We start from the raw sequence: 25,826 nt of genomic DNA, 5'->3' as shown, positions 1-25,826 counted from the left end.
CCGCAATGATGGATATTTCCGACGGGTTGGTGCGCGATGCCCACCGCCTGGCTTCTGCCAGTTCTGTCCGTGTGGACTTCGATCCGGAGACCCTGAAGAGTCTGTCGTCACCATTGGTGGCAGCTGCCGGCCTGCTGGACGCCGACCCGCTCGAGTGGGTGCTCGGCGGGGGAGAGGACCACGGTCTGCTGGCCACCGTTAACCCAAACGTTATGCCGCTGGCAGGGTTCACTGCGGTAGGCTCAATTAGGGCCGGGCATGCCGAGGTGACCGTGGGGTCAGAGCCTCCAGCCAACGTGGGATGGGATCATTTTGCAGACTAAAATCACCGCTAACGCTACTGCGATGAAGCGATGGTTGAGCAAGGCTGAAGAATCCCTCGGCAACCACAGCGACCGCCTCAACGCGATCAACATCTTCCCGGTGGCAGATGGCGACACCGGCACCAACCTCTACCTGACGGTCCGTGCAGCAGCCCAGGCCGTTGCAGACGTTGAGACCCATGATCTCGGGGAGCTGCTGAAGGTCGCAGGTCAGGCTGCCATGGAAGACGCCCGCGGAAACTCGGGGACGCTCTTTGCCGTGTTCCTGGCCGCGATCGCCGAGCCGCTTCACGGTGTCTCGCGCCTGTCCGGTCCGCTGCTGGCCACTGCGCTCAACCGTGCACAGATCCGCAGCTGGTCGGCACTCAGCGATCCAGTGCCCGGGACCATGCTCTCCGTCCTCGAGGCCGCGGCGGCCGGAGCTGCCACCGTGGATCAGGCAAATCAGGGAGACGACAGTAACCACGCTCTCGCCATGACCCTGCAGGGTTCCGTGGAGGCTGCGCTGGAAGCGGTGGTCCGTACGGAAAGTCAACTCGGAGCGCTCACCGAAGCCCGGGTGGTGGATGCCGGAGGAGTCGGGTTCCTCCTCATCATGGACGCGCTCCGCGCCGCCTCGCTCGGTGAGGAACTGCAGGATGAGTTGCTCGACGGCCTGCACGGCTACGACGTCCAGGCGCCGCACATCCATAACGGCATGCCGGCCGAGGGCGTCGAGGTCATGTGCACCATCAACCTCAGTCCGCTCGATGCCGCGACGCTCCGCCTGCACCTGGATGAGGTGGGTGACTCGGTCATTATGAGCGCTGTGACCGAGGTCGAGGAGGGCTACCGCTGGCGTGTGCACGTCCACGTCCCTGAAGCAGCGCTGGCCCTCAAGTTCATCGAGGAAGCAGGGCAGCCAAGCCACATTGCGGTGACACAGCTTGCGGGAGCGGGGGCTGTGGTTCCGCAGGAGCCGCACTAGACCCTGAACGCGCGGGAGCGGGCCGGCCAGGGCGCGTTCCCATGCCGCTGGAGCACCTCCCGCGCGCCCGGCGCTAGGGTGTAGTAAGAAGCACATCGGGTGCTTCCCCTCCCCAGAAGGACGGAAGCCTGCACGATGCCCGCCGCTACCCGGACAGCGCCCGAACGTACGGCCCGCTTCGGCTTCGCCTTCATTGGAGTGCTGCTGATCGCAGTCAACCTTCGCGTGTCCTTTGTCAGCGTGGGGCCGGTCCTTGCGAATATCAGCAGCGACCTTCAGCTGACCAGCGCCGCGGCAGGCTTCCTTACAGGCCTCCCGCTGATCGCCTTCGCGGTCTTCTCACCCGTGGCGCCCGGGTTCGCAGCCCGTCTGGGCCTGGACCGGGCGCTATGGTTTTCACTGCTGATCCTTGCCTCCGGGATCGTGCTGCGTTCCCTGCCCGTGCCCGGGTCCATCTGGGCGGGAACCGCCATGATCGGCCTCGCCATCGCCTTCCTCAACGTCCTGCTGCCCTCTCTGGTGAAACGCGACTTTCCGACAAAAGTCAGCCAGGTCACAGGAAGCTACACCGCAACACAGGCTGCTTTTGCCGCGATCGGGGCAGCCGTCGTCGTGCCCGTCGCACAGACGTCACCGGCGGGTTGGCGCCTGGCTCTCGGCATCTGGGTAGGGCTCGCCCTGATTGCGATGGCAGTCCTCCTGCCGTGGCTCCGGCGCCGCGCCTCAGGCACCGTTCCCACTACGACGCCGGCAATCGCCTACCGGTCACCCTGGGCCTCCGCGCTGGGCTGGCAGGTGACCCTGTTCATGGGCCTGCAGTCGATCGCGTTCTACGTCCTCATGGCCTGGCTGCCCACCATAGAGCAGAGCCGGGGGGTCCCGGCGTCGACAGCGGGATTCCACCTGTCTATTTTCCTGCTGGTCAGCGTTTTCGCGAGCCTTGCCACGGGCGGCCTTCTTCACCGCGGTTCGGACCAGCGCCTCGTATCATTCGGGAGCAGCGCGTTGACGTTCGCAACCTTCCTGGGACTGGCGGTGGCGCCGGATCTCACGCTCGTGTGGGTGCTGTTCGGTGCGCTGGGCTGCGGAAGCCTCATTGTCATCGCCCTGTCACTGTTCAGCCTGAGGACCGTCAACTATCCGCAGGCGGCGGCGCTCTCGGGCATGGCGCAGTCTGTGGGGTACGGATTGGGCGCTGCGGGGCCGGTGATATTCGGTGGTCTCCGTGACCTGAGCGGCGGGTGGACTCTTCCACTGCTCGTCACAGCGGGGATCATGGCCCTGCTGGCCGTGACGGGAGTGCTTGCCGGCCGCGATCGGGTCATCGCCGGAGACTGAGACGCCGGGAACTTTGGGCGCCGGGCAGGACCGGCTAGGCGGAAACAGCCAGCTCCGGTCCTGGTTCGGCGCCGTCAGCGAGGAGATTGTTCCGGGTGGCTTCGATGACACTGATCAGGGCCGCACGGAGGTCTTCTTCAGCGTAGCCTGTGCCGCCGAGGGCCACACCCTCACTCTGCTGCACCTGATCAAGAATGGCGCGGCCTGAGGGCGTGAGCTCAACGAAGGTCACCCGGCGGTCGGATGCACTCTTGGTGCGCCTGACGAGAGAACGGACCTCCAGGCGCTCAAGCGCCTTGCCCACGGTCTGGGCCTGAACGCGAACAGTCTGCGCGAGCTTCACCTGGCTCATTGACCCAACTGTTGACAGGACCTTCAGGATGGTGAGTCCGGAATGTGTGACCCCAATGCTGCGGAGCCGCTCGTTGTCGCGGTTTTCATTGAGCCTGGCTGCCGTGCTCAGCAGACGACTTGTCGACCAGTGCGAAGTATCCATGCCTCAACCCTCTATCCCCGAAAGCGGTGCCGCACCCGTCACACAGTGCCTCCCGCTCGAACAAAAATGCCGGTGGACGGCACCGGCAGGACAATCCACGACAGGGTACGAGTCCTGTTGGACGGTGTGGAATGCGTCTAGTGAAGTATCCTATGCGATGAAAGTTTATGTTTGAACCATTGAAAGGATGGCCCCGTGGGCGAATCCGTCTCCTTTGAGGCCGACGAGGAGCTGGACGCATCCGGATCCGCGGGTGAATCCCCCACTCCCCGGGACCACAGCTCGCTTTTCGATGAACTGCAGGACCTCGTCCTCTCGACCTCGGACATGCAGGAATTCCTCAACGAGCTGGCTGTGCTTTCGGCGCGGAGCGTGAGCGGGACTGAAGATACGGTTCTGTGCGGGATCACGGTGCTGCGCAGGCGGCGGGCTGCGACCGTGGCCTACAACTCAGAGACAGCCAAAGCGATGGACGAGCTGCAGTACGCCTTCAAGGAAGGTCCGTGCCTTACCGCGGCCAGTGAACAGCGAACAGTCGTCGTTCAGGACTTCCGCACTGACGGGCGGTGGGCCGAATACTCAGAAGAGGTGTCCAGGCACGGCATCCGCTCGATCCTTTCCGCTCCGTTCACCGTCGGGCCGGGTGCGCAGGCCGCAATGAACCTTTACTCCTACCGCCCGGATGCGTTCGATGACGACGAGGTTGCATTCGCCGAATCGTACGCGCACCAGGCCTCAAAGGGTTTGCAGCTTGCACTGCGCATGGCCCATTACAGCGAGGAAGCGGACAACCGGAGCCGGGCCATGGAGTCGCGGACGGACATCGACGTGGCAGTGGGAATCGTGATGGCCCAGAACCGCTGCTCGCAGGCGGAAGCCTTCGAGATCCTGCAGCGGGCATCCAGCACCCGCAACGTCAAGCTCCGGGTGATCGCGTCCGAGATTGTCCAGCGGGTCTCCGGGGCCGCCGGCGCAACCCATTTCGAGGATTGACGCAACCGAACCGTCACTGCCCTCGGCTAAGCTCGGCACTGTCGCACCGTGGATCCCCAACGGGCGGCACCGCTGCCTCAAGGAAGGTCTATGGAGAACAGGCGCCCGCCCGAGCTCGCTGTCCCGCTGAACCTGAAGTTCCTCAGTGACAACCTGCAGAAACTTCTGGAGGAAAGCCTTGGCATCAACAGTGTGGGTCAGCTCCTCAACTACTTCCCCCGGACGTATCTCGCCGCGGGTGAACTCACCGCTCTGACAGACGTTCCCCTGGATGAGGAAGTCACCCTGATAGCGCGTGTCCAGTCCGCCAACTCGCGGCGGATGCGGACGCGAAAGGGCAAGCTGCTGGATGTGGTCATTACCGATGACGACGCCGGGCGGCTGGGCACCATGCACCTCACCTTTTTCAACAGCTACGCAGCGGAACGCCAGTTGACGGCTGGAACCCGCGCCATTTTCTCGGGCCGGACGGGGAGCTATCGGGGTGAGCTGACACTCACCAACCCACGGTTTTCCTTGCTGGACGAGGGCGAGGGCGGGGTCGACGAACATTTGAGACCTGTTCCTGTCTACCCTGCTACCGAACAGATCAGCAGTCAGATGATCAGGGGGTGCGTCAGCCAGCTCCTCGACAGCCTCGCGCATTCGCAGCTGAATGACCCCGTTCCCGCCCATATTGCCCGCCGGGACCGGCTCATGAACATCACCCAGGCCTACGAGATGATTCACCGGCCGGCGGAGGTGGAGGACGCGTATCGGGCTCAGCATCGGTTCCGTTACCAGGAGGCCCTGGTTCTGCAGACAGCGCTGGGCCGCCGGCGGGCGGAGGTGAGATCGGAGGAAGCGACCTCCCGTCCCCACCGCGCGGGAGGTCTGCGCGACCAGTTTGATGCTGCGCTGCCATTCACCCTGACCGCCGGTCAACAGGCGATCGGGAAGCAGCTCGCGGCGGACCTCGCCGCCGCCCACCCCATGAACCGCCTCCTCCAGGGTGAGGTGGGGTCGGGGAAGACGCTCGTGGCGCTGCGGGCGATGCTCCAGGTGATCGATTCAGGCGGACAGGCCGCCCTTCTGGCGCCCACTGAAGTGCTGGCAGCGCAGCATTACCAGTCGATCACCCGGACCCTTGGACCGTTGGCAGAAGGGGGCATGCTCGGCGGTGCCGCAGACGGCACGCGCGTGGTGCTGTTGACCGGCTCGATGTCCACGGCCCAGCGGCGTGAGGCGCTTTTATCGGCAGCATCCGGTGACGCAGGCATCGTGATTGGGACGCACGCACTGTTGTCCGAGAACGTGCAGTTCTTCGATCTTGGGCTGATCGTGGTGGATGAGCAGCATCGCTTCGGGGTAGAGCAGCGCGACGCTTTGCGGACAAAAGCGGCCGCAGCGCCGCACATGCTCGTCATGACTGCCACCCCGATCCCCAGAACGGTGGCCATGACCGTGTTCGGCGACCTGGACGTGTCCACCCTGGCGGAGTTGCCGGCGGGGCGCGCGCCGATCTCGACTCACGTGGTCGGACTTTCAGAAAACCCGCGATGGATTGACCGCGCCTGGGCGCGGGCACGCGAGGAGATTGATGCAGGCCGTCAGGTCTATGTTGTCTGCCCGAAGATCGGAGATTCGCAGCTGGAAGCCGACACTTCCGACGCCCTGGAACTGTACGAGGGGCCTCCGGCGAACAGGCAGGAGCTGACGTCGGTAGCGGAGCTTGTGGAATCACTGAGGGAGGTTCCGGCGCTTGCTGATGTGACCCTGGGGGTTCTCCATGGGCGGCTGGACCCCCAGGAAAAGGCAGCGACGATGGCCGGGTTCTCCGATGGATCGATAAGCCTACTGGTCTCGACGACCGTCATAGAGGTTGGGGTGGACGTTCCCAATGCCACGCTGATGGTCATCATGGACGCAGACCGGTTCGGAATCTCACAGCTTCATCAGCTGCGGGGCCGGATCGGTCGCGGCGGTCACCCCGGCACATGCCTGCTGGTCACCCAACTCGAGCCAGAACACCCCAGCCGGGAGCGGCTGGATGCGGTTGCGTCAACCTCGGACGGATTCGAACTGTCGCAGAAGGACCTTGAGCTTCGACGAGAGGGAAACATCCTCGGTTCATCACAGTCCGGCGGGAGGTCAGCCCTGCGCTTTCTGAAGGTCATCCAGCACGCGGCGGTCATAGAGAAGGCGCGCAGCGACGCGCAGGAACTGATCGATGCCGATCCTGCGCTCACCGACCACCCCGAGCTGGTGGAAGCGCTGGATCTCTACCTCAATGAAGAGAAGGAAGCGTTCCTCGAACGCGGATAGCGAATCCGCCTCAGGAAGCTCGCGCGGTGGTTTTGCGGGACTTGGCTCCCGGTGACAGCCGGAAGCGTGAGCGTTCCGCGGCCGGGATCAGCGCGGTCCATTCCGGATGCCACGCCAGATAGTGGCGCACGGTCGGGCAGAAAGGCATAACTCCGATTCGCCGACGGTGCAGGTTCTCGAGGACATGGGCTACAAAATAGTTGTCGAGCCTGGAGCGCCTGAACCTCTGGTCAATCGTGGTGTGGAGGAGCCAAATCTGGTCCCGACGGGTTTCATACTGCAGGTGCCCGACATTGTCGCCGTCCACGTACAGTTCGAAGCGGCTGAGTTTCACGTTGTCGCGAACCGCCGTGCGCAGTTTGGTTGAAGAGGCGTCTGGGAAACGCAGGTCCATGAGAACTCCCACAGTCAAAATGAGGCTGGTGAGGCTCGCTGCTGAACCGTACGAACAACTATAGCGACAATCAGTAGGCTGACAAATAGTCTGGTCGAATCACGCCACACCCCGATTGTTCTGGCGTAGCGTCAGCTCGTCGCAGACCGTCTGATATCGCTCCAGGGTGCGTAGGTCCGGCATCTCGGAATCGAGTTCGATGAACAGCGTGTCACTGAGCTCGATGAGACGGCATTCCGGTAGGGATGAAAGATCCGGGGGGAAGTTGTCATCGCTCGGCTCAGCCAAGCCGTCGAAGCAATTATCGAAAAGACTGTCGGTCGGAAATTCCTGAAGCTCAGGAAGCGAGCGCGGCTGAGCGTCCATAGGTGGCACTCCCACGAGTAGGTTTACTGTGGCTCCCTGCTGAACCTGTAGCAAGTCTAGCCCGGTCTTCCATGGTGGCAACCCCGGAACCGGTTCCGTGGTTCCTGACCCGCTCCGGACAAAACTACTAAGCATGCTTCCAATTAACCGGCGGCTGTGCTTACCCTTATGCACCCGGACACTCCGGAAGAAGTTCTCTGTAATCAATCTCAAGGAGATACCAGTGATCACGCAGGAACATATCGACAGGATTCTCGACGGCAACGGCAATGTCGTGGACCAGGACGGGAACAAGATCGGGTCCGCCGGCCAGGTGTATGTGGATGACCACACGGGCGAGCCCAGCTGGGTGACCGTACGGACAGGCCTTTTCGGCACATCCGAATCGTTCGCCCCGCTCCAGGGTGCCTCGATGGACGGTGACGATGTACGCATCAACTACACGAAGGATCAGGTCAAGGACGCACCCAAGGTGGATCCGGACCAGAATCTGAGTGAGGCGGAGGAAGAGGAACTCTACCGCCACTACGCCCTGAGCCGGCCCGGCGGCGGAAACGACGCTGCCGCCCATGGTACGTACTCCGGCACCACCACCGGCTCTGACGATACGGGGGACGTGCGCCCCGGTATTGCCGACGTGGGGGAGCGGGATCCGTACGACGCCGATGACAGTGACAGGAGCGTGGGGCACGACACTTCCGGACCCACCACCGATGACGCAATGACCCGGTCCGAGGAGCAGTTGCGCGTCGGTACCGAGAGCCGGGAAACCGGACGCGCGCGCCTGCGCAAGTACGTGGTCACCGAAAACGTGACACAGACCGTGCCCGTCCAGCGCGAAGAGGTGCGGGTCGAGCGTGAGCCGATCACTGATGCCAACCGGGGCGAAGCGATGGGCGGCCCGGCCATCAGCGAGGAGGAGCACGAGGTGACTCTGCACGAGGAACGGCCCGTGGTGGAGAAAGAAGCCGTGCCCGTGGAGCGTGTCCGCCTGGACAAGGAAACCGTCACGGACGAGCAGACCGTCAGCGAGGATGTGCGCCGGGAAGAGATCGAGACCGATGAAGCGGGCGACACCCGTCGCGGACTCTAGGAGCGGGAGCGGAGCCGGTGGATGAGCCGGCTCCGCGCGCCACTACTGTCCCGCGCTACGTCGGTCGTTCGGGGGCAGCATTTCTCGGACGCCCGGCATCCGCTTCGGCAGTGTCAGTTGCCGCGGACCCGTCGGGCTTCCAGACGGCGGACAACGACGCCGGCGCCGACAGTTGCTGCCGCACCGAACCCTGCCAGCCGCGCCAGCAGGGCGAGGTCAGCGGGGCCGGTAGTGCCGGCGTCGTACGCTGCTGTTTGGATGTTCATGCCACGCTGCGCGGGAGCAGCCCGGACCACCGGTTCGTAGCCCGCCGCAGGAGCGGAGCACGCGTCCGCAGCGGCATCGGCGAGGGCAAGGAGTTGCTGTGGGTCGGTGCCCTCCGTGAGCCCGAGGCGGATGAAAGCGTCGTCGAATGAGGCGGCGGCGTCATCGAACTGGGCCTCAAGGGCAAGGATGGCCGGCGACGCGTAGGCGGCGTCGGCCGCTGCGAGGAACGCCTCGTTTGCCTCGGTGAAGGCGGCGTCGGCGGCAAGGGATGTTTCCTGCGCCGCCGTTGCGTCTACGTCCGCCTGTTCCCGGGCTGCGGTCGCGATGGTCAGCCGTGCCTGTGCCTCGTCGCGCAGTCGCTCGGCCTCTGCCAGGGCGGCAGCGTCTCCTTCAGGCACCTCGAGTACTGCTTGTTCAGCTGCCGCGAGATCAGCTTCGGCGGAAGTTTCGGCGTCGATAGAAGTTCTGAGAATTGCTGCTGCCGCGCCGGCCGCCACGGAAGCGTCGTAGGCAGCGATATCCGCAGCGTCCAGGGCAGCCAGCTCGTCGGCGACCGCGAGGTCTGCCTCCAGGTACAGGGGTTCAAGCTGGGCACCGATGGATTCGAAGGAGGCAAGAGCCTCTCGGAGCTGGTTCGCCAGTGCGATGTCGACTGACGCGACGCCGATCTGCGCGGTGAGCGCTGCCTGTGCCGACACGCACTGGGGAGAACCCGGGGCGGCCGATGCGGGCACGGCAGCAAGGACCGGGCCCGTCGCGAGAAGTGCTGAGACACCTACGGTGAGCAGGCAGGACCGAGTATTCATCTGTGTTTTCTTTCCGTGGAAGCCCCCAAGTCCCCCTTGAGCGGCGCAGCCGCTCGCACTTCGCTGACGCGGCTGCTTCTCGGCTGCACTTATTGGACCATGCGGAAGCCGGTTCTGCCAGTGAATTAGAGTGTTTTTTTATGAGTCGGATCATCGCGGGCGCGGCAGGAGGAATACCGCTCACTGGCGTCCCCGGCCAGATGACGCGTCCCACCACCGACCGGGTCAAGGAAGCGCTCTTCTCCCGGCTTGACGCGTACAACGTGTTGACAGGCGCTCACGTGCTGGATTTGTTCGCCGGATCAGGTTCGCTGGGTGTGGAAGCTGCAAGCAGGGGAGCCGCGACGGTGGATCTGGTGGAATTCGCCGACCGTGCAGCAGCGGCCTGCCGGGCCAACGCCGATGCGATCAACCAGGTACTGGGGCGAACCTGCGTGCGGGTGCACCGGGTGAAGGTTGAAACCTTCCTGAACCGGACGCCGGAAGACGCACAGTGGGATGTGGTGCTCATGGACCCGCCCTATCCCATGGAAGACGAGCCGCTGATGGAGGTTCTCTCCCTCCTTGCACCGCATCTTGGCGAGGACGCCGTCGTCGTAGTGGAGCGCTCATCGCGCTCGGGTGAGCCTGGCTGGCCCGAGGGATTTGAGCGTTTTGCCGAGAAAAAATACGGAGAAACCCGGCTCTGGTATCTCGAACCGGCCTGACGCCCGGTTCACGCGGGCGCGGAAGCTGACCTGACGGCACAATCTCATCCAACTCTCATCTGGAGTTCATGTGCACCCCATCCAGCGTCCGTAGCGTGTCTTCATGAGTACGGACACACGGATGTAAGGGGCGATCACCATGCGGATATCGGTCATCGGATGCGGTTATCTCGGAGCAGTACACGCCACGTGCATGGCGAAGCTGGGGCACGAGGTGGTGGGCATCGACGTCGACGGTGTAAAGGTGGCCGCTCTCAATTCCGGTCAGGCTCCTTTTTACGAGCCGGGACTCAATGACCTGCTGGCTGAAACCCTGGGAACCGGCCGGTTGCGGTTCTCGACCGAGATCAGCGCCGCAGTTGGCTCGACGGTGCACTTCATCGCCGTTGGGACGCCGCAGAAGCGGACCGAGAATGGCGCGGACCTGAGCCACGTGCATGCAAGTGTTGAGGCCTTGATTCCGCATTTGCGCGCGGGGGATGTCGTCGTTGGGAAATCCACCGTTCCGGTGGGGACCGCGCGGGACCTGTCGAAGCGCATCGCCGAGCAGTGTCCGTCCGTGGCGCTTGCCTGGAACCCGGAGTTCCTGCGGGAGGGCTTCGCGGTCAGGGATACCCTGGAACCCGACCGCCTGGTGTATGGGCTCGATGACACGAATAGCGGTGCCCGCCTGATCCTGGACGAGGTGTATGCCCAGGCGCTGGCCGAGGGACGCCCGAGGCTGCTCATGGACTACGAGACCGCTGAACTGGTCAAAGTCTCCGCCAACGCATTCCTCGCAACGAAGATTTCGTTCATCAATGCGATGGCTGAGGTGTGTGAGGCGACCGGCGCGGACGTCTCCATGCTCGCGGACGCCATCGGCCATGACGCACGCATTGGCCGGAAGTTCCTCAACGCGGGTCTCGGCTTCGGTGGCGGGTGCCTTCCCAAGGACATCAGGGCGTTCATGGCGCGGGCCGGCGAGCTCGGGGCCGATCAGGCACTGACCTTCCTGCGCGAAGTGGATTCCATCAACATGCGACGGCGGTCCCGCATGGTCGATCTGGCGCGCGAGGTCTGCGGCGGGTCATTGTTGGGACAGCGGATCGCCGTGCTTGGCCTTGCCTTCAAGCCGAACTCGGACGATGTCCGTGATTCGCCCGCGCTCAGCGTCGCGGCTCAACTGCAGTTGCAGGGGGCGGCTGTCACCGCAAGTGATCCTGAGGCCGTTCCCAACGCGATGCTTCGGTTCCCGGACCTCACCTATACGGAGTCGGTTGAGGAGGCGGTGCAGAACGCTGACGCCGTGCTGGTACTCACGGAGTGGGAGCACTACCGGAGCCTTGATCCACAGTTCCTGAAGACGCTGGTGCGCCGTCCGGCGATCGTGGACGGCCGGAATTGTCTTGATCCCGTGGCCTGGCGGGACGCCGGCTGGACCTACCGGGCACTCGGCCGCCCGCGGGCTGCCGCCATACGGGAAGCGGACACTGTTCTGGCGTCTCGGTTCTCCGAAGGACCGCTTTCCGGCGGAGCTACAGCGCCTGTAGCCTGATCTGCGCGACGCCTTCACGGGCGCTCTCCACCCCCGTCGCCTTGCCGCTCCGGCGCCTTGCTGCCCAGTCAGCCACCACCCGTCAACTCCGTTAGCCCTGCTGCCCTGTCAGCTTCCGAGAGTCAGCACCTCAAGCTCCACATCGATGCCGAGAAAGTCCTCGGGGCGAGCCGTCGCAATCTTCATGCCGAGAACGCGGGCTGTTGCCGACGGAATGAGTGTTGCCAGGGCGAAAGTCCCTCCATCCGGGTGGGGGGTGAGGGCGAGCGAGGCCAGCTCGCGGGCCGCGTTCTGATCAAAGGGAAGGACGCGGCGGTGAAGAATGCCGTCGAGGGCCCCCTGCAGCGCACGGTAACGCGCTTCGCGGAAGAGAGTGTCGGGTGCTCGCCGGATTGCCGCGTAAACCTCTGCTACGGCAAGGGCGGAGGTATGCGGCTTGCCCGAAAGCTGTTTGACCCATTCTTCGATCTCGCCATTTTCCGAACCGATCATCGCCAGCAGCACGTCCGAGTCCATGATGTTCATGCTGCACACTCCTCGGGCGCGGGAGCGACCGTCCGTGTGTCCTGGAGTAACGACAATATGGACTCTGGCGTCGAACGGAACGGGGAGCGCCGGGTCGGAAGCCGGTCAAGGGAGAGGCCGGCGAAGTCAAGCTGGATCTCTGCCAGCTCCGCATACCAGCGGGGGAGGGGCAACATCGAAACGGGACAGTCGGCAAGGCGTGACTCCCAGGGCAAGGAAGCGAAATGTCTAAGAAGGATTCTGAGCTCCGCCTGCATTGAGCGGCCGTTCGACGCTGCGATCCGCTTCAGTTCATCCACTGTAGGTTGATCGACTCCGCGAATGCTGATATTCGGCATGGGGCTTCCTCTCAGGATGGTGCATGCTCTGCATGCGTTGCATGCAATGAGTGCATTGCATGCACAATCCCGGAACAAGGGTGTCCCCGCCTATGTGGACAGCGTCAGCCCCAGCGCCCGCGGTGGGGAGGAGGAGTCCTCCGGCAGACACTGCAGTTTGCCGCCGCCGCAGGGCTAGCCTGGAGGCCGGCGCCCCAGCAGGACAACGGTCCGCGGCTACTGGACCCCCACGTCACTGATCCCGTCTCGAACGTCGGTTCAGGCGGCGGGACAAGTCGACGACGGCGCCGCCTCCGAGCACAATTGAGCCGGCTACGGCAGCCAGCATCAGGTAGAGCCACACGACATTGCCAACGGCGTTCTCAGGCACCCGAAGCATCTCGAACCACTCCAGAGAGCCGCCGATCCAGAAAACCGCCACTGCGACCAGGACGATCACTGCGGGCGCGCAATCCCAGCGCAGTGCCGTCCGCATTTTGGTTCCGGCTGATTCTTCAAATTGCTGCATCCCCATGCACCCAGTATTGAGCAGCCAGCTGAGCATTGCGGCCCGTGTCACCGTGTCGTTAGCGAATCGGGATGGGTCCGTTACGTGGGGGTAATCTTCGCCGGTAGAAGGGACTCAGGGAGCGCCCGCGCCCAGCGGCCTGCGCGATTTCACAGCAGCTTCGACCTCGTCGAACCAGGCGCGTGCCAGCGCACGATACGGCGGACGGAACGCGTAGATACATGCCAGCCGGAGCGCAGTTGCTGCTGCGTAGGCTTCGAAGCGGGAGTGGGGGACCTGCAGGGTATCGGACACCTCACGAATCCGTTGCCTGCCCAGCGCGGCCGCGTCGGACGAGAGCAGCCCCTGGGCTCTGCGGAATTCAAGGTGGACCGACAGGTTCGCCAGATCGAGCGCGGGCTCGGCAGCAGCAAGCGTGTCGCAGTCGATGATCCCGACCGTGCGTTCGACGGGATCGACCAGTATTTGCTTGTCATGCAGGTCACGGTGAGCCAGGCCCGCCGATGATTCACCGCCCATCAGTGATCGGGCCACCGACGCCGAGGCGCTGTGAAGCCGATCCTCCGGCACACCGAGGGCATCGAAGGCGATTGCGAGCTCCGTCCATCGGCCAATCGTTCGAACCTCGTCCTCAGCGGTATGGAGAGCAGCGGCGAGCTGTGCGTTCGCGCCGACAAACTGCGGCCAGCTGTGCGCCCACAGATCCCAGGCGCTGCACCACTGAAGGAGTGCCGCGTTTTCCGGATATCTGCCGGGCGCGGCGGAGACAGCATCCGGGATGCCGGCACGCATACCAAGGTCGTGCAGGCTCACACCGGACACAGCAGTCAGTGTGACGCCCTGCGCATCCGAGGAAATGACATCCGGGACAAGCAGCCCGGTCCCGGCGAGACAGGCCGCAGCATTCCGGTGCGCGCCCGCAACCCGCGGCGCCTTTCCCGAGGCAATGAATTTCCTGTACTGGTTGCCCGAACGCACGACGGCGCGTCGCTTCAAACGGTGCACCAGCAGTTCCCCTGTGACCGCTGCCGGCATCAGCCCTGGAAGCGCAGGATCCTCTCCGAACGGCCGGACAGCGGTGTGCCCGGAAACCTCGGTGCTGCCGGCCCTGATCCTGCCGGTTTCCACTTCCCGGCCTTCGACGATGAGGCGCCCGTCCGGCCGGGGCCAGGCACGATGGATAGCGATTTCTGTCCCGTTTCCGTCCACGACTTCTGTGGGGAGGTACATCACCAGAGCACCTCCTCGATCATCCCGAGGCGGTCCTCCATGTGCTGTCGCCACCCGGGACGGCAGGACCGGAACGGCTCGCGGAGGCGGTTCAGGAGGAAGAAAGCGGTCCAGGCGAGTATCTCGGATTCGCTTCCAGCGTCGGCGTCGGCACCGTAGCCTGAGAGGAGGGCTGCGGTGCGGGGAAGCTCGAGGACGGTGTTGCGCCAGCTATCGCCCGCTTCAAGTGCTTCGACGGCGGCGAAGCTGCCCAGATCGGACGCCGCCGCACCATAGGTGCATCGCTCGAAGTCGATCAGGCGAACCTCCGCACCATTGACGAGCACCTGGTCAGCCGAGAAGTCGCCATGGATGACCGCGGCGCGCCCGGGGCGACGCAGGAGACCCTCCAAGCGGCTGCGTACCCGTTCCAGACGGTCCAGATTCTCCGGCATCAATTCAGCATTTTCGCGAACCAGTGAACGGAGGCGTCCCGCAGGGGCCCGCCAGGCCTGCGACCGGTGCACGGGGAGCTGCCGGTGCAGCACTGCCAGTGCGGCCCCGGCGGAATGCGCAGGGGATTCCGCCTCGGGACCGGAAACCGTGCTGAGGTCGCCGGTGCCGTACCAGGGCAGATACTCCACGTGCTTGCCCCAGGGGGTCCCGGGAGGAAGCAGCGCTGGATCAAGAGGTACAAGGACAGGAACCCCGCCCTCGGCAAGGTGGGAAAGCATTGTCCGGCTCATGGAGTGTCCAGCAGCGCTCACCCGGCCCACGAGCCGCGCCCGGTCGGACATCATGTCGACCACAACCCGCCGCAGCGGGTTGTACTTCAGCACCCTGGCCCTCGGCGAAGGGACGGCGATCGCCTGTCGGCGGAAGGGCCGAAGGGCGCCGTGGAGCCGGGGATCCAGCGGGATGGGACCGCTCGCCAGGACGCCGTCGTCAAGCGTGAAGCGCTCCAGAGGCAGATTCCAGTCCAGCGCCCGCCGACCGGTTTTCTCCAGCTTCACGGATGTTTCCGTGCTGTAGAGCGCAATCCAGCGCACGCCGTCGTCGTCGTGGAGCCGTGCAACGGCCGAAGTGCCACGTTTCCAGCGGAGATGGCTTGTCCGTACCGGGCGGTTGAAGAGTGCGCTCAGCTCGTCGGGATCCAACAGCAGGTCGAGGGAGCGCAGCCCGGGATCAAGCGGGGTTCGGACAGACCTCATGACCCGCTCCCGGCCCAGATGGATGGGTCGCTGTCCTGTCCGGAGCGTTGCTGCTCGTCTACCCAGCGGGCGAACATCGGGTAGTGCAGAAGCTCTTCCGGTGGACCGTCCAACAGGATCCGTCCGTCCTGGAGCCAGACGATCCTGTCGCTCCTCAACGCGATGGATGCCTCATGCGTGACCGTGACGGTGGTGCGCCCCGCGGTGAGTCCTGCGAGGGCCTCGAGCACTTCAGTCCGTGCAGCGTGGTCCAGGCCGGTGGTTACTTCGTCAAGGAGCACCACGGGCGAGTTCCGAAGGATGGCACGGGCAATAGCGATTCGTTGCCGTTGCCCGCCAGAGAGCGTCCCGCCGCGCTCGCCGATGATGGTGTCGTAGCCCTCCGGGAAGCTGGTGATGAAGCCATGTGCCTGGGCCAGCCGGGCTGCGCGCATCACCTCCCCGTCGGTTGCCGGGAGCCGGCCGAAACGGATGTTCTCGCGGATGGTCCCCGTGAACAGGACGGCCTCCTGGAGCACGAGGCTCACATTGGACCGCAGGGATGCCAGCGTGATGTCGGTGAGATTCACTCCGTCGAGGTGGACTGAACCCTGCTGTGGATCCATTGTCCTGACCAGCAGCGACAGGAGGGTGGACTTTCCGGATCCGGACGGACCGACTATCGCCGTGTTCCGGCCCTCCTGCAGGCACAGCGTGAGGTTGGACAGGACCGGCCGGCCGTCGTAGGAGGCTGACACGTTCCGGAACTCAAGTTCGCCCCAGACCTTCCCGAGCGGAAGCGCTGTGGGGGAGTCACTGATATCGACAGCTTCCTCAAGCAGCTCAGCCACGCGCTCGCCGGAGGCTGTGGCCCGCGCAATCCTGCCGGTGTATTTGGCGAGGTCCCGCAGAGGCTTCATGGCCGTCTTGAGATACATGAGGAAGAGCACCAGGTCGCCCGGGGTCATGGCCCCCTGCACTACGCGCCACCCGCCGCCGGCCAGAACGACGGCGGTTGCGATGCCGACAATCACGTCCGTCCTTCGTTCGAGGGCGGCTGCGAGACGCCGGGACCGGACTCCCTCTTTCAGGGTTTTTTGATTGCTGCTGCCGAAGCGGTCCGAAAGCGTCCGTTCCAGTCCGTAGGTCTGGACCACCCGGATGGCGCCGAGGCTCTCCTGGGCGGTGTTCGCCAGGGAACCCTCACCCTTGCGGGTCCTGCGTGCGGCGATGGTGATGTTGTCCGTGCTGATCCGTGAGAGGAGATAGAACCCGGCGCAGGCGGCGATGACCACCAGGGCCAGCAGCGGATCGAGCCAGAACATGACACCCGCCATCGCCACGAGGGTGATGCAGTTGGCCAGGAGCGGCATTCCCGCGGTGACCGCGACTTCCTGCAGCCTGCCCACATCGCCGACCAACCGCTGGACGGTGTCGCCGGTCCGGTTTGTTGAGTGGAACCGCGCCGAGAGCGACTGCACATGGTCGAACACCGCGGCGCGCAGCCTGGTTGCCACCCGGGACCCGACAAGCGCAAAAGCGAGCGTGGCGAAGAAGTTGCAGACGGCCCGCATGCCGGTGAAGAACACCAGGGCTGCGCCACAGGCCAGGAGCAGCAGCGGGGTTGCGTCCGGCCCGGTTCCCGCGAGATCGGCGCCAAGGCTGCGGGTGACGGCATCCACCACGAATTTGACCGGCCACGGCTCCAGAACCCGGAATGCCACCTCGCACAGCAGTACCAGGACCCCGCCCGTCATGAGCGGTCCCTGCCCGCCCAGATGAGGCCTGATGACCTGCAAGGTGCGCTGAACCCCGGACTTCCCCACCGTGGCGTTCCTGTTCGTCACGCGAGCACCTCCTCCGTGATGCGGTTCAGCACCGTGTCCCAGCTATGCCGTTGCGTGGCGGCGCGCCGTGCGGCGGCGGACATGGCGGCGCGTGCCAGCGGCGCAGCAGCCAGTCCGTCGATCGCCTCGGCCAGCGCGAAGGGATCGGACGGCTCGACCAACAGCCCGGTCACGCCGTCGTCAATAATGTGCGGCACCTGGCCCACCCTGGAGGCTACAACCGGCAGCCCGGCGGCGCAGTATTCGTAGATCTTCAGGGGAGAGAAATACTGGTCGCCTGCGTCCGTGGTGTCCGGGTAGGGAGCCGCGGCGATCGAGCACCCGGCCAGGAGCGCAGGAACGGATTCGGGAGGCACGGAGCCGGTGAATTCGACGTCGGCCTCCACCTCCGCGGCCAGAGCGCGCAGCCGCGGACCCTGCGGGCCGTCCCCGACGATGCGAAGGCTCCATTCCCGCGACCCGGAGGCCTGGGCTTCAATCAGGGTCTCCACACCGTGCCAGGGCTTGAGTGTTCCGACAAAGGCAACAACCGGCTTCCCGGGCGCTTCCGCAGAGGGGCGGATGCGCCGAACGTTGACGCCGTTCGCTACGGTGCGGATGCGATCGTGATGCCGGCCATCCACGCGCTCCCTCACCCAGCCGGCTACCGGATCGGAGACGCAGACCGTCCGCGCGGCCGCAGCCACCTGGATCCGCAGGGTCCTCCCGGCAGCGGCCTCGTCATGGAGCGTACGGTGGGTCCGCTGCTCATCGATCAGCGGAGCATTGACTTCCAGGAACCCGGGCACGCGCAGGCCGGCGGTCACCCGCGCGAGGGCATCGCTGAACAGCGAATAGCGCTCGTACACAGCGTCCGTGCCGTCCTCGATGACCCGCTGGGCAAGTTCCGCCGCAACCGAAGCCTGGGATGCTTCGCGTTCAGCGTCCTTGCCGGTGACCGGTACGACGACGACGGGCAGGTCTTCAAGGTCCGTCGGAACCACTGTGCCGGCGCGGGTGCAGTAGATCTTTACTTCCACGTCTCGGTTGCGCCAGGCCCGGATGATTTCCTGGACGTGGACGGAGGCGCCCTTGGTACCGAAAACCGGCACACCCGGGTCGATGCACAGATACGCCAGGCGCTTCACCGGATCACTTCCTCGAACTCCGAGGCGGCAGCGTTGCCCACGCCGGCGGCAGCGGGACTGTCCGGGGCAGGGTCAAGGCACAGCTGCCGCAGCCGGCCGGACTGGGTCCGGGAATCGAAGCTGCGTTCAATCAGCGCCCGTGCTGCGCGCGCCACGGAGACCCGGTCGAAGGAATCGGAAGCGACCGTCTGCAGAGCGCCGATAAGGTCCTCGACGTTTCCTGCACGGACAAGGATCCCTGTGCACGCGCCGTCCGTCCGGCCGAGAACCTCGGGAATACCGGTCACGTCGGAGCCGATGCACACCAGTCCCATCGCCATGGCCTCCAGCAGCACCGTCGGCAGCCCGTCCGCATTCCCGTCAGCACCGACAATGCAGGGAGCCGCAAATACGTCTGCCCACCTCAGCAACTCGATCACTTCGCTTTGGGTGCGCGGACCCAGCAGTTGCACGCTCCCGGCCAGACCCAACAGTTCGATCCGGGCGGCCAGTGCGTCAGCGAGCTCTCCGCCGCCTGCGATTCGCAGGTCAACCCTCAGTCCCGAACGGACCAGTCCGGCGACCGCATCGATCAGGACCGGAAAGCCCTTTTTCTCCACGAGGCGCCCGACGGCGGCAATGCGGAACGGTGCGTGCACGCCTGCCGGCTCCTGAAATGGGAAGCGGTCGAGCTCGAGACCGTTGTACACCCGGTGGAGGCGGCCTGACGCGGCGGGAGCCAGCGCCGACAGGTAGCGCAGGTTGAAGTCGCTTACGGTGACCGTATGGTGTGCGTCCTGCATCAACCGGATGAGTTCACCGTGGTCCACCAGTTCATGGAAGATGTCCTTGGCATGCGCGGTGAACGAGAACGGGACCCCCGTGAGAGCCGAGGCGATTCGGGCGGTACGTGCTGCAATGGAACCGAAGTGGGCGTGCAGATGGGTGATTCCGCGCTCCGCCACCCGGGTGGCCAGCTCGATGCCCTGGTGCACTTCGGACGCATCGCACCCGGCGAGGTCAGGCAGAAGCAGGGAGAAACGCTCGGCGAAGTTCGGAACAATGCCCTGGGCGGCGGCGATGATCGGCCAGCCCTCCGAGAGTTTCTGCGGTCGTGTGACATAGGTGACCGGCGCCTGGACCCTCGCCAGTTCGGGGTGGAATCGTGGGTCGACCGGTGGGCGGAGGGAAAAAATCTCGAGATCTTCTCCGGCTGCTTCCCTGGCCAGAATTTCGGTGACGATGAACGTTTCCGAAAAGCGTGGGTAGATTTTCAGGACGTAGCCGATGCGCCCGGCCTCAGACAGCTGCATGGCGTGCCCATCCTGTGTCCTCGCGGGCGGTATCGGCCGGACGGGAAAGAAGCTCGGTTGCATAGTCATAGGTGGTTGCCAACCCGTCAAGGTTGACCCCGGTCCGGGGCACATCCTGACCCGCAACTTCCCGCCACCAGGTGGACAGCGCCCGGGGCGTGAACTCGTCGGGATGGCAGAAATCGAGCAGCTGGTGACCGGCCAGTCCGCGTGCACGAATCAATTGCTCGCGCCGGGGCTGAACCCGGGGCACGATAAGGGCGGGAGTTGTGGTGCTCATGATCTCGCAGACGGTGTTATAGCCCCCCATCGCGACGACGGCGGAGGCTGACTGGATCTCGGCCAGTGCATCTCGGACGGAGCCGACAACGTGCGTGCCGGGGCCGGCGGCCGTCTCCACCTGCGCCCGGTCCTCCTTGGGCATTTGTGGACCCGTAATGATGAGGTGCTCGAACCCCGGCGGAAGGGCTGCGCGGGCGGCGGTAAGCGTCACATTGAGCCCGTCGGACCCGCCTCCCGCCATGGTGACCATGAACGGGACGCCGGTGGCTCCGGTACGGCGCCGCACGGGGCGTCCAAGGGAAAGGTATCCGGTATGCCGCACGAGGTGGGCGAGGCCGCCTGGAATCTCACCGGTGCGCACGGGATCGTGGATTGCCGGATCGCCGTACACCCAGAACTCGTCGAAGCTCCGGCGGACCTGCTCCAGATCCAGAGCCTCCCACTCCCGGCGGGCGGCCGCCGGCTGGTCAAGAACCTCCCGCAGTCCGAGCACAACGCGGCAGGACGGACGCTTCCTGCGCAGACGCTCCAGTCCGTCTGCCAGCTCATGATCAACGCCGAACGGGTGGCGGTCAACCACTACCAGGTGAGGTCGGAAGTCACGGAGCACGGCAGCGATCACCGATGACCGGAGCTTGAGCACTTTCTTCCGTCGGACGGCCAGGTGCCGGGGCTCATACCCGTCGGGGCCCTTCGCGATGCCGGGAACCACTACCCAGTCCCACCCTTCGGGCACCTCGAAGCGGGTGGCGGCGGCAACTCCTGTCACCAGTACCCCGCTCACTTTCCGCCCCGCATTCCTGAAATCACGGGTCAGTGCGTGCGCCAGCGCGAGGTTTCGGCGGGTGTGACCCAGACCCTGCGAATCGTGCGAGTACAGAATCACCCTGAGCGTGCCGGATCTGTCCTTTCCGGCCTCAGTACCCGCGCCCTTGGTCACGATCATCGCCTGTCCCAACTTTCCCCGCGGTCCAGGAGCGGTCCCCGCAGGCTTCCTATTTAGCCAGCAGGCGATGAGACCTTGGTGAGTCGTTCATGAGAGTGCTCTCATGTGGCAAAGGGGCCGGCTACCCTGCACGCGCAAAGAAATGCCCACCCTCCCGCAGCGACAGATGCGGGAGGGTGGGCACGCCGGGGATCATGTGCGGCGCCGAAGCGGAGCTTACCGGGGCTCGTAGGAGAGGCAGTCCGCGAGGTCGGAACCCGACCCGATCTTCACATCGTGCTTATTGCACATGAGATGGCTGTTATGCACGCACTCAGTACGCTGGCAGGCACCCACGTGCGCGAGGACCATCGGCAGTCCGCCGGTCTCAGAGGTATCAATGAAGGTTGCACAGGAAGCATGGTCCGGGCTTCCACTGACCGTGATCGCGTAGGCGGTGCAGCCCTCATGATTGAACGCGCAACTGTGAACAGTACAATCCGATACTTCGGTGACTTCCGCTGTCATGACTCCTCCAGAAGATGGTGTCCGAAACCGATTTTCCCGGCCGCTTGCAGTTAAACCGTACTGCTGGTTCCGGCCCAGGGCACGGGTTCAATAGAGCATGAATCGGGTGCGTTAATCAGCCCGCGCGAAGGCGAAATCGTCGTAGCTGCCTCCGGTGAGGACAGCTGCCGGGTGCGGTCCTGCCGCAACGAGCGCGGCCGTCCACTCCGCGTCCCACCGAGCCGTCGCCGCGAGCACAATATTGCCTGCGTGTTTCCCGCTGAACATGCCGGTCTCAGCCAGCGCAGCGACGTCGTACCCCGTCTTCCGGAGCAGGCGCGCCTGTCTGCGGGCGAATGCCAGCGGAGGATCATCGCCGACGTTCACAAGTACCACGCCTTCCTCCCCGGCAGCGCGCGCAAGCAGCCGGTAGGTCTCGGGGGCCGCGAGCTCAGTGGCACCATCCGCTCCCGAAAAAACATCGAGGACAACGGCGTCGTAGGATCCTTCGGCACAGGCAACAAGCGTGTCCCTGGCGTCCTCGACGAGCAGGGCGCAGTCGGTGCCCTCCGGCAGCGGCAGATGCTCCACTACGAAGGCGAGCAACTCCCGCTCCCGTTCGACGGCGACCTGGCGGGAGCCGGGGCGTGCGGCCTGGACGTAACGGGCAAGGGTCAGGGCTCCGGCCCCGAGGTGCAGGATCCGGATCGGTTCGCCCTGGGGCCGGAAAACATCGATGACATTCGCAATCCGCCGGAGATACTCATAGAACACGTTCCGGGGGTCGGCGAGATCAACGTGTGACTGCTGCGCGCCGCCGATGCTGAGGATAAAAGCGCCGTCGTTGAAGGCGTCGCCGTCGATCTCGGCATGTGCACCCGCTCCGCGGAGGAACCGCGACGGAACGCTCACAGCCGTTCCCGGAGCGTTGCCAGCCGCTGAGCCGCGTCGGCCAGAACCTCTTCCTTCTTGCAGAAGGCGAACCGGAGGAGCGAGCGCGTGCGGGCAGCGCCCTCGTCGTGGCAGAACACGGGGACCGGGATCGCAGCGACACCGACCAGTTCCGGCAGCCTCCTGGCCAGCGCGGTGGCGTCCGTGATGCCCAGCGGTGCGGCGTCCACCACCGTAAAGTAGGTCGCTTGTGGAGTGAAGACCTCGAATCCGGCGGCCCGAAGACCGGCACCAAGGACATCCCGTTTGTGCTGCAGGGAATCAGCGATGGACCGGTAGAAATCGTCCTCCAGCCCCAGACCCAGTGCTACCGCCCCCTGGAAGGGCGTGCCCGAACTGTAGCTGAGGAAGGACTTCACACTCCGGACCGCTTCCACAAGGACCGAGGGTCCGGAGAACCAGCCGATCTTCCAACCGGTCACGGAGAAGGTCTTTCCGGCCGAAGAGATGGTGACGGTTCTTTCCCACGCGCCGGGCAGCGTGGCGACGGGGATGTGGGCTGTGCCGAATGTCAGATGTTCGTACACCTCGTCGGTCACAATGATTGCGTCGTAGCGCTCCGCCAGTTCCACGATCCGAACAAGGGCCTCCCTCGAAAAGACGGAACCCATGGGATTGTGCGGGTTGTTCACCACGATCACGCGGGTCTTCTCGTTCAGGGCCGCCTCGAGGGCATCCAGGTCCGGCTGGAAGTCCGGGCCGACCAGCGGTGCGGTGGTGTGCCGGGCTCCGCTGAGACCGATGATGGCGCCGTAGGAGTCGTAGAAGGGCTCGAACGTCAGGACCTCGTCCCCGGGACCGGCAAAGGCGAGGATGGACGCCGCGATAGCCTCCGTGGCTCCGGTTGAAACCGCAACTTCCCGTTCAGGATCGACGGTCAACCCGTAGAAGCGCTGCTGATGGGCTGCAACAGCCTCCCGGAGGACGGGCAGCCCACGCCCGGGTGCGTACTGGTTGAGCCCGAACGCTATGTTCTCCCGCGCGGCGTCCAGGAGGAGGTCCGGTCCGTCCTCATCCGGGTACCCCTGGCCCAGGTTGATGGCACCGTGCTGCGCAGCGAGCGCGGTGATTTCCTCGAAGATGACGGTTCCGAGACGGCCGTCGGGGGAGAGGAGGTTGGCGCCCTGGGCGGTTCGCTGCCAGCCGGAGAGCTGCCTCGACGGGATGGGTAGGTTTGAATCCATGTGATCCAGTATGTCGAACGCCTGTGCCGGCGACGGTCTAAACCGGCGCGCCAGAGGGTACATTCGTTGTATGCGCCGCGCCGTCTGCCCCGGGTCCTTCGATCCCATCCATAACGGCCATCTGGAGGTCATCGCCCGTGCCGCCAGCCTCTTCGACGAGGTCATCGTGGCTGTCTCCACCAACTACGCAAAGAAGTACCGGTTCGAGCTGGTGGACCGGCTGGACATCGCCAACGAGACCCTCACCTACCTGCGCGGAGTTTCCGTACGGCCCATGGGTGACGGGTTGCTCGCAGAGTTCTGCCGCGAGCACGGAGCCAACCTCATTGTGAAAGGCCTGCGCTCCAGTGCCGACTTCGAATACGAGCTGCCGATGGCCGCGATGAACCGCCAGCTGGCCGGCATCGAGACGGTGTTCATCCCGGCGGAGGCAAGCTACTCGCACCTCTCGTCGACGCTTCTGAAGGAGGTGGCGAGCCTCGGCGGTGACATTTCACCCTTTGTCCCGAAGGCTGTCCTCAAGCGGCTCAAGGAGACCACTCCCTAGAAGCGGATTCGTTTCAGTAGAATCAGGAATTCCAGTGCGGGCGGACAGAGGAAAAAACAGTGGGCAAAAGTCGCATCAAGCCGGAAGATCCATTCCCGGAGAACCTCAACAGCCTTGAGGATGACCAGGTTGAGGTCCTCAACAGCAAGGTCCACCGGCAGCTCGAGGTGGAATACGTCGAGGCGGGCAGCCCGGACCCGGAGACTGAGCACCGTCAGGAAGAAGTCAACGAGGAGCTGGACGACAGGGACATCATGTCCGAGACATCCAACCAGCACGCTGCGGAGAAGTCCGCCTGAGGTCTACCGGCTGCAGTAGCCCGGATGCTCAGAGCAGGTAGACGGTCACCTCGGCTGACTTCACGCTGAAGTACACCCCCGTGCCCGGCAACAGGTCCAGGTCGGCGGCCGAGGCCGTGGTGATCTCGGCACTCAGATGCCCTGCGCGCACGGTGGTGCGTGGTCCATGCTGCTCAAGATCCGTGACGGTCACAGAAAAGACGTTCCGGGGACTGCCCGTCGGCCGGAGCCGGTGGACTGCGACGGCCCGGGGGCTGAAAACCGCCGCCGCGTCCTTCCCCGGCGGCAGATCCTCCTCCGTCAGGGCCGCCAGTTGCAGACCTGACGAGGTGAGCAGCCCGCCCGCCGCCGTGGTGCCCGTCAGGAGGTTCACCCCGGCCAGCCCCGCGGCGAAGCGGCTGCGCGGCCTTTCAAGGACTGACCGGGTGGGCCCATCCTCGACAATCCGTCCCCTGTCGATGACCACCACCCGGTCGGCGAGCAGCAGCGCATCCACCACGTCATGCGTGACGATGATTGCGCTGCGCCCCTCGAGCACCCGGCGAAGCGTGCGGCGCAGCACCGGCGCCACGGAAACGTCGAGCGCTGCCAGTGGCTCATCCAGCAGCAGGAGCGCCGGCTCGGCCGCGAGGGCACGGGCCACGGCCACCCGCTGCGCCTGGCCTCCCGAGAGGCGTGAAGGCCGGTGACCGGCAAGGTCAGCGGCGTCAACCTCCTGAAGCCAGCGGTTCGCTGCCTGCCGGGCGGCGCTGCGCGAGGCTCCGGCGGACCGGGGTCCGAATGCAACATTCTCCAGCACCGAAAGGTGCGGGAAGAGGAGCGCGTCCTGGGCCAGCAGCGCAATGCCGCGGGCATGGGGCGGCAGCCACGCGCCGTCGTCGTACAGGGTTGTGCCGTTGAGGGAGGCAGAGCCGTGGTCGGGACGAATGAGCCCGGCGAGCACGGCGAGGAGTGTGGATTTTCCGGCCCCGTTGGGTCCCATGACAGCCACGGTTTCCCCGGCGGAGAGGGAAAGCCGCAGGTCAATGTTCCGCGCGGGAATCTTCGCGCTGGCAACCAGGTTCACGGGCCGGCGCCCTCATGGATGCGGTGCGCCAGCGCGACCACCAGGACGGCGACGGCGACGAGCACCAGCGACAGTGCAACCGCGGCGTCCGGGTCGGTTTCCCGCTGCAGGTAGATTTCCAGCGGAAGCGTCCGGGTTACGCCCTGCAGGCTGCCGGCGAACGTCAGCGTTGCGCCGAATTCGCCGAGTGCGCGGGCGAAGGACAGAACGGCACCGGAAACGATGCCCGGTCCGACCAGCGGCAGGCTGACCCGTCTCAGCACCGTGGTGGGACGTGCTCCCAGCGTCGCAGCTACGGCCTCGTAGCGGGTGCCGGCGGTCCGCAGGGCTCCCTCGAGGCTCAGGACCAGGAACGGCAGGGCAACGAACGTCTGCGCCAGCACGACGGCGGCGGTCGAGAATGCAATGTCCACGCCGAGGATGCGGAGGGGCTCGCGC

The 25,826-nt window shown here is 65.1% G+C and carries 26 protein-coding genes and 1 pseudogene; 10 read left to right on the top strand and 17 right to left on the bottom strand.

Annotated features, from left to right (window positions below; genetic code table 11):
• From X803_RS22055 to X803_RS0102135, 3 genes and pseudogenes are all read left to right on the top strand, one after another.
• Positions 1–323, top strand: a pseudogene (locus tag X803_RS22055) (thiamine-phosphate kinase); the annotation flags it as partial.
• Positions 324–345: 22 nt separating this feature from the next.
• On the top strand, positions 346–1,290 hold the full coding sequence (locus X803_RS17250; RefSeq protein WP_035777510.1) for a DAK2 domain-containing protein: 945 nt from the start codon (positions 346–348) through the stop codon (positions 1,288–1,290).
• Between the two features lie 135 nt (positions 1,291–1,425).
• Positions 1,426–2,628, top strand: a complete 1,203-nt coding sequence (locus X803_RS0102135; protein WP_026543839.1) for an MFS transporter — start codon at positions 1,426–1,428, stop codon at positions 2,626–2,628.
• Between the two features lie 34 nt (positions 2,629–2,662).
• Here the strand turns inward: X803_RS0102135 and X803_RS17245 are convergent, their stop codons facing one another.
• Positions 2,663–3,124 (bottom strand): MarR family winged helix-turn-helix transcriptional regulator, encoded by a 462-nt coding sequence (locus X803_RS17245; RefSeq protein WP_051470366.1) that lies wholly within the window; start codon positions 3,122–3,124, stop codon positions 2,663–2,665.
• Between the two features lie 195 nt (positions 3,125–3,319).
• Between X803_RS17245 and X803_RS0102125 the strand changes: the two genes are divergently transcribed.
• Together X803_RS0102125 and X803_RS0102120 are read left to right on the top strand one after the other, a co-directional pair.
• Positions 3,320–4,117: a GAF and ANTAR domain-containing protein gene (locus tag X803_RS0102125; protein WP_253907373.1), complete on the top strand. Its 798-nt coding sequence runs from the start codon at positions 3,320–3,322 to the stop codon at positions 4,115–4,117.
• Between the two features lie 90 nt (positions 4,118–4,207).
• Complete coding sequence (locus tag X803_RS0102120; protein ID WP_035777509.1) at positions 4,208–6,421, top strand: ATP-dependent DNA helicase RecG; 2,214 nt, start codon at positions 4,208–4,210, stop codon at positions 6,419–6,421.
• Positions 6,422–6,431: 10 nt separating this feature from the next.
• Here X803_RS0102120 and X803_RS17240 read toward each other — a convergent pair whose 3' ends face one another.
• Positions 6,432–6,815 carry a GNAT family N-acetyltransferase gene (locus tag X803_RS17240; protein ID WP_051470365.1) on the bottom strand — a complete coding sequence of 128 codons (384 nt, stop codon included), beginning with the start codon at positions 6,813–6,815 and terminating at the stop codon, positions 6,432–6,434.
• 99 nt (positions 6,816–6,914) lie between these two features.
• Complete coding sequence (locus X803_RS0102110; protein ID WP_026543836.1) at positions 6,915–7,181, bottom strand: hypothetical protein; 267 nt, start codon at positions 7,179–7,181, stop codon at positions 6,915–6,917.
• Positions 7,182–7,404: 223 nt separating this feature from the next.
• On the opposite strand from X803_RS0102110, the gene X803_RS0102105 reads away from it, so the two are divergent.
• Positions 7,405–8,274, top strand: a complete 870-nt coding sequence (locus X803_RS0102105; RefSeq protein ID WP_026543835.1) for a YsnF/AvaK domain-containing protein — start codon at positions 7,405–7,407, stop codon at positions 8,272–8,274.
• Positions 8,275–8,387: 113 nt separating this feature from the next.
• On the opposite strand, the gene X803_RS0102100 is transcribed toward X803_RS0102105, so the two are convergent.
• Complete coding sequence (locus X803_RS0102100; protein WP_026543834.1) at positions 8,388–9,347, bottom strand: hypothetical protein; 960 nt, start codon at positions 9,345–9,347, stop codon at positions 8,388–8,390.
• 140 nt (positions 9,348–9,487) lie between these two features.
• Here X803_RS0102100 and rsmD point away from each other — a divergent pair, with 140 nt between their 5' ends.
• Both rsmD and X803_RS17235 read left to right on the top strand, forming a co-directional pair.
• The gene (gene rsmD / locus X803_RS0102095; RefSeq protein WP_026543833.1) at positions 9,488–10,054 is read left to right on the top strand and encodes a 16S rRNA (guanine(966)-N(2))-methyltransferase RsmD; all 567 of its coding nucleotides are present in this window, start codon (positions 9,488–9,490) and stop codon (positions 10,052–10,054) included.
• A gap of 139 nt (positions 10,055–10,193) precedes the next feature.
• Positions 10,194–11,591: a UDP-glucose dehydrogenase family protein gene (locus tag X803_RS17235; protein WP_084033274.1), complete on the top strand. Its 1,398-nt coding sequence runs from the start codon at positions 10,194–10,196 to the stop codon at positions 11,589–11,591.
• Between the two features lie 108 nt (positions 11,592–11,699).
• Here X803_RS17235 and X803_RS0102085 read toward each other — a convergent pair whose 3' ends face one another.
• The 11 genes from X803_RS0102085 to X803_RS0102030 form a co-directional block, all read right to left on the bottom strand.
• Complete coding sequence (locus X803_RS0102085) at positions 11,700–12,116, bottom strand: type II toxin-antitoxin system VapC family toxin (RefSeq protein WP_026543832.1); 417 nt, start codon at positions 12,114–12,116, stop codon at positions 11,700–11,702.
• Positions 12,117–12,686: 570 nt separating this feature from the next.
• Positions 12,687–12,968, bottom strand: coding sequence for a hypothetical protein (locus X803_RS0102075; protein ID WP_156929937.1), 282 nt, complete (start codon positions 12,966–12,968; stop codon positions 12,687–12,689).
• Positions 12,969–13,076: 108 nt separating this feature from the next.
• Positions 13,077–14,192, bottom strand: a complete 1,116-nt coding sequence (locus X803_RS0102070; RefSeq protein WP_026543829.1) for a phosphotransferase — start codon at positions 14,190–14,192, stop codon at positions 13,077–13,079.
• Positions 14,192–15,382, bottom strand: a complete 1,191-nt coding sequence (locus tag X803_RS0102065; RefSeq protein WP_026543828.1) for a phosphotransferase enzyme family protein — start codon at positions 15,380–15,382, stop codon at positions 14,192–14,194. The genes X803_RS0102070 and X803_RS0102065 overlap by 1 nt, the downstream gene beginning before the upstream one ends.
• Positions 15,379–17,208 (bottom strand): ABC transporter ATP-binding protein, encoded by a 1,830-nt coding sequence (locus tag X803_RS0102060; protein WP_026543827.1) that lies wholly within the window; start codon positions 17,206–17,208, stop codon positions 15,379–15,381. The genes X803_RS0102065 and X803_RS0102060 overlap by 4 nt, the downstream gene beginning before the upstream one ends.
• Positions 17,205–18,335 carry a glycosyltransferase family 4 protein gene (locus X803_RS0102055; protein ID WP_026543826.1) on the bottom strand — a complete coding sequence of 377 codons (1,131 nt, stop codon included), beginning with the start codon at positions 18,333–18,335 and terminating at the stop codon, positions 17,205–17,207. Before X803_RS0102055 ends, X803_RS0102060 begins: the two co-directional genes overlap by 4 nt.
• Entirely contained in the window at positions 18,332–19,627 is a 1,296-nt protein-coding gene (locus tag X803_RS17230; protein ID WP_051470364.1) for a glycosyltransferase family 4 protein, read from the bottom strand. The genes X803_RS0102055 and X803_RS17230 overlap by 4 nt, the downstream gene beginning before the upstream one ends.
• Positions 19,614–20,849, bottom strand: a complete 1,236-nt coding sequence (locus X803_RS17225; protein WP_253907372.1) for a glycosyltransferase family protein — start codon at positions 20,847–20,849, stop codon at positions 19,614–19,616. Before X803_RS17225 ends, X803_RS17230 begins: the two co-directional genes overlap by 14 nt.
• Before the next feature lie 222 nt (positions 20,850–21,071).
• A complete protein-coding gene (locus X803_RS0102040) occupies positions 21,072–21,362 on the bottom strand; it encodes a DUF1540 domain-containing protein (protein ID WP_026543825.1) in 291 nt (96 codons plus the stop codon).
• Between the two features lie 111 nt (positions 21,363–21,473).
• Complete coding sequence (locus X803_RS17220) at positions 21,474–22,253, bottom strand: spermidine synthase (protein WP_035777504.1); 780 nt, start codon at positions 22,251–22,253, stop codon at positions 21,474–21,476.
• A complete protein-coding gene (locus tag X803_RS0102030) occupies positions 22,250–23,476 on the bottom strand; it encodes an aminotransferase class I/II-fold pyridoxal phosphate-dependent enzyme (protein WP_026543824.1) in 1,227 nt (408 codons plus the stop codon). The genes X803_RS17220 and X803_RS0102030 overlap by 4 nt, the downstream gene beginning before the upstream one ends.
• 70 nt (positions 23,477–23,546) lie before the next feature.
• Here X803_RS0102030 and coaD point away from each other — a divergent pair, with 70 nt between their 5' ends.
• Both coaD and X803_RS17215 read left to right on the top strand, forming a co-directional pair.
• Positions 23,547–24,023, top strand: coding sequence for a pantetheine-phosphate adenylyltransferase (gene coaD / locus X803_RS0102025; RefSeq protein ID WP_026543823.1), 477 nt, complete (start codon positions 23,547–23,549; stop codon positions 24,021–24,023).
• A gap of 59 nt (positions 24,024–24,082) precedes the next feature.
• Positions 24,083–24,322 carry a hypothetical protein gene (locus tag X803_RS17215; RefSeq protein ID WP_051470362.1) on the top strand — a complete coding sequence of 80 codons (240 nt, stop codon included), beginning with the start codon at positions 24,083–24,085 and terminating at the stop codon, positions 24,320–24,322.
• A gap of 28 nt (positions 24,323–24,350) precedes the next feature.
• Here the strand turns inward: X803_RS17215 and X803_RS0102015 are convergent, their stop codons facing one another.
• Positions 24,351–25,388 carry a sulfate/molybdate ABC transporter ATP-binding protein gene (locus X803_RS0102015; protein WP_026543822.1) on the bottom strand — a complete coding sequence of 346 codons (1,038 nt, stop codon included), beginning with the start codon at positions 25,386–25,388 and terminating at the stop codon, positions 24,351–24,353.
• Positions 25,385–25,826 (bottom strand): molybdate ABC transporter permease subunit (locus X803_RS17210; RefSeq protein ID WP_156929940.1); only part of this gene is annotated, 442 nt, incomplete at its 5' end. The genes X803_RS17210 and X803_RS0102015, both read right to left, overlap by 4 nt.

This window comes from Arthrobacter sp. 35/47 (genome assembly GCF_000520475.1).
Taxonomy (GTDB): Bacteria; Actinomycetota; Actinomycetes; order Actinomycetales; family Micrococcaceae; genus Arthrobacter_D; species Arthrobacter_D subterraneus.
Note: the sequence above shows the minus strand (reverse complement) of the source record. Positions and strands in the feature narration are given on the sequence as shown.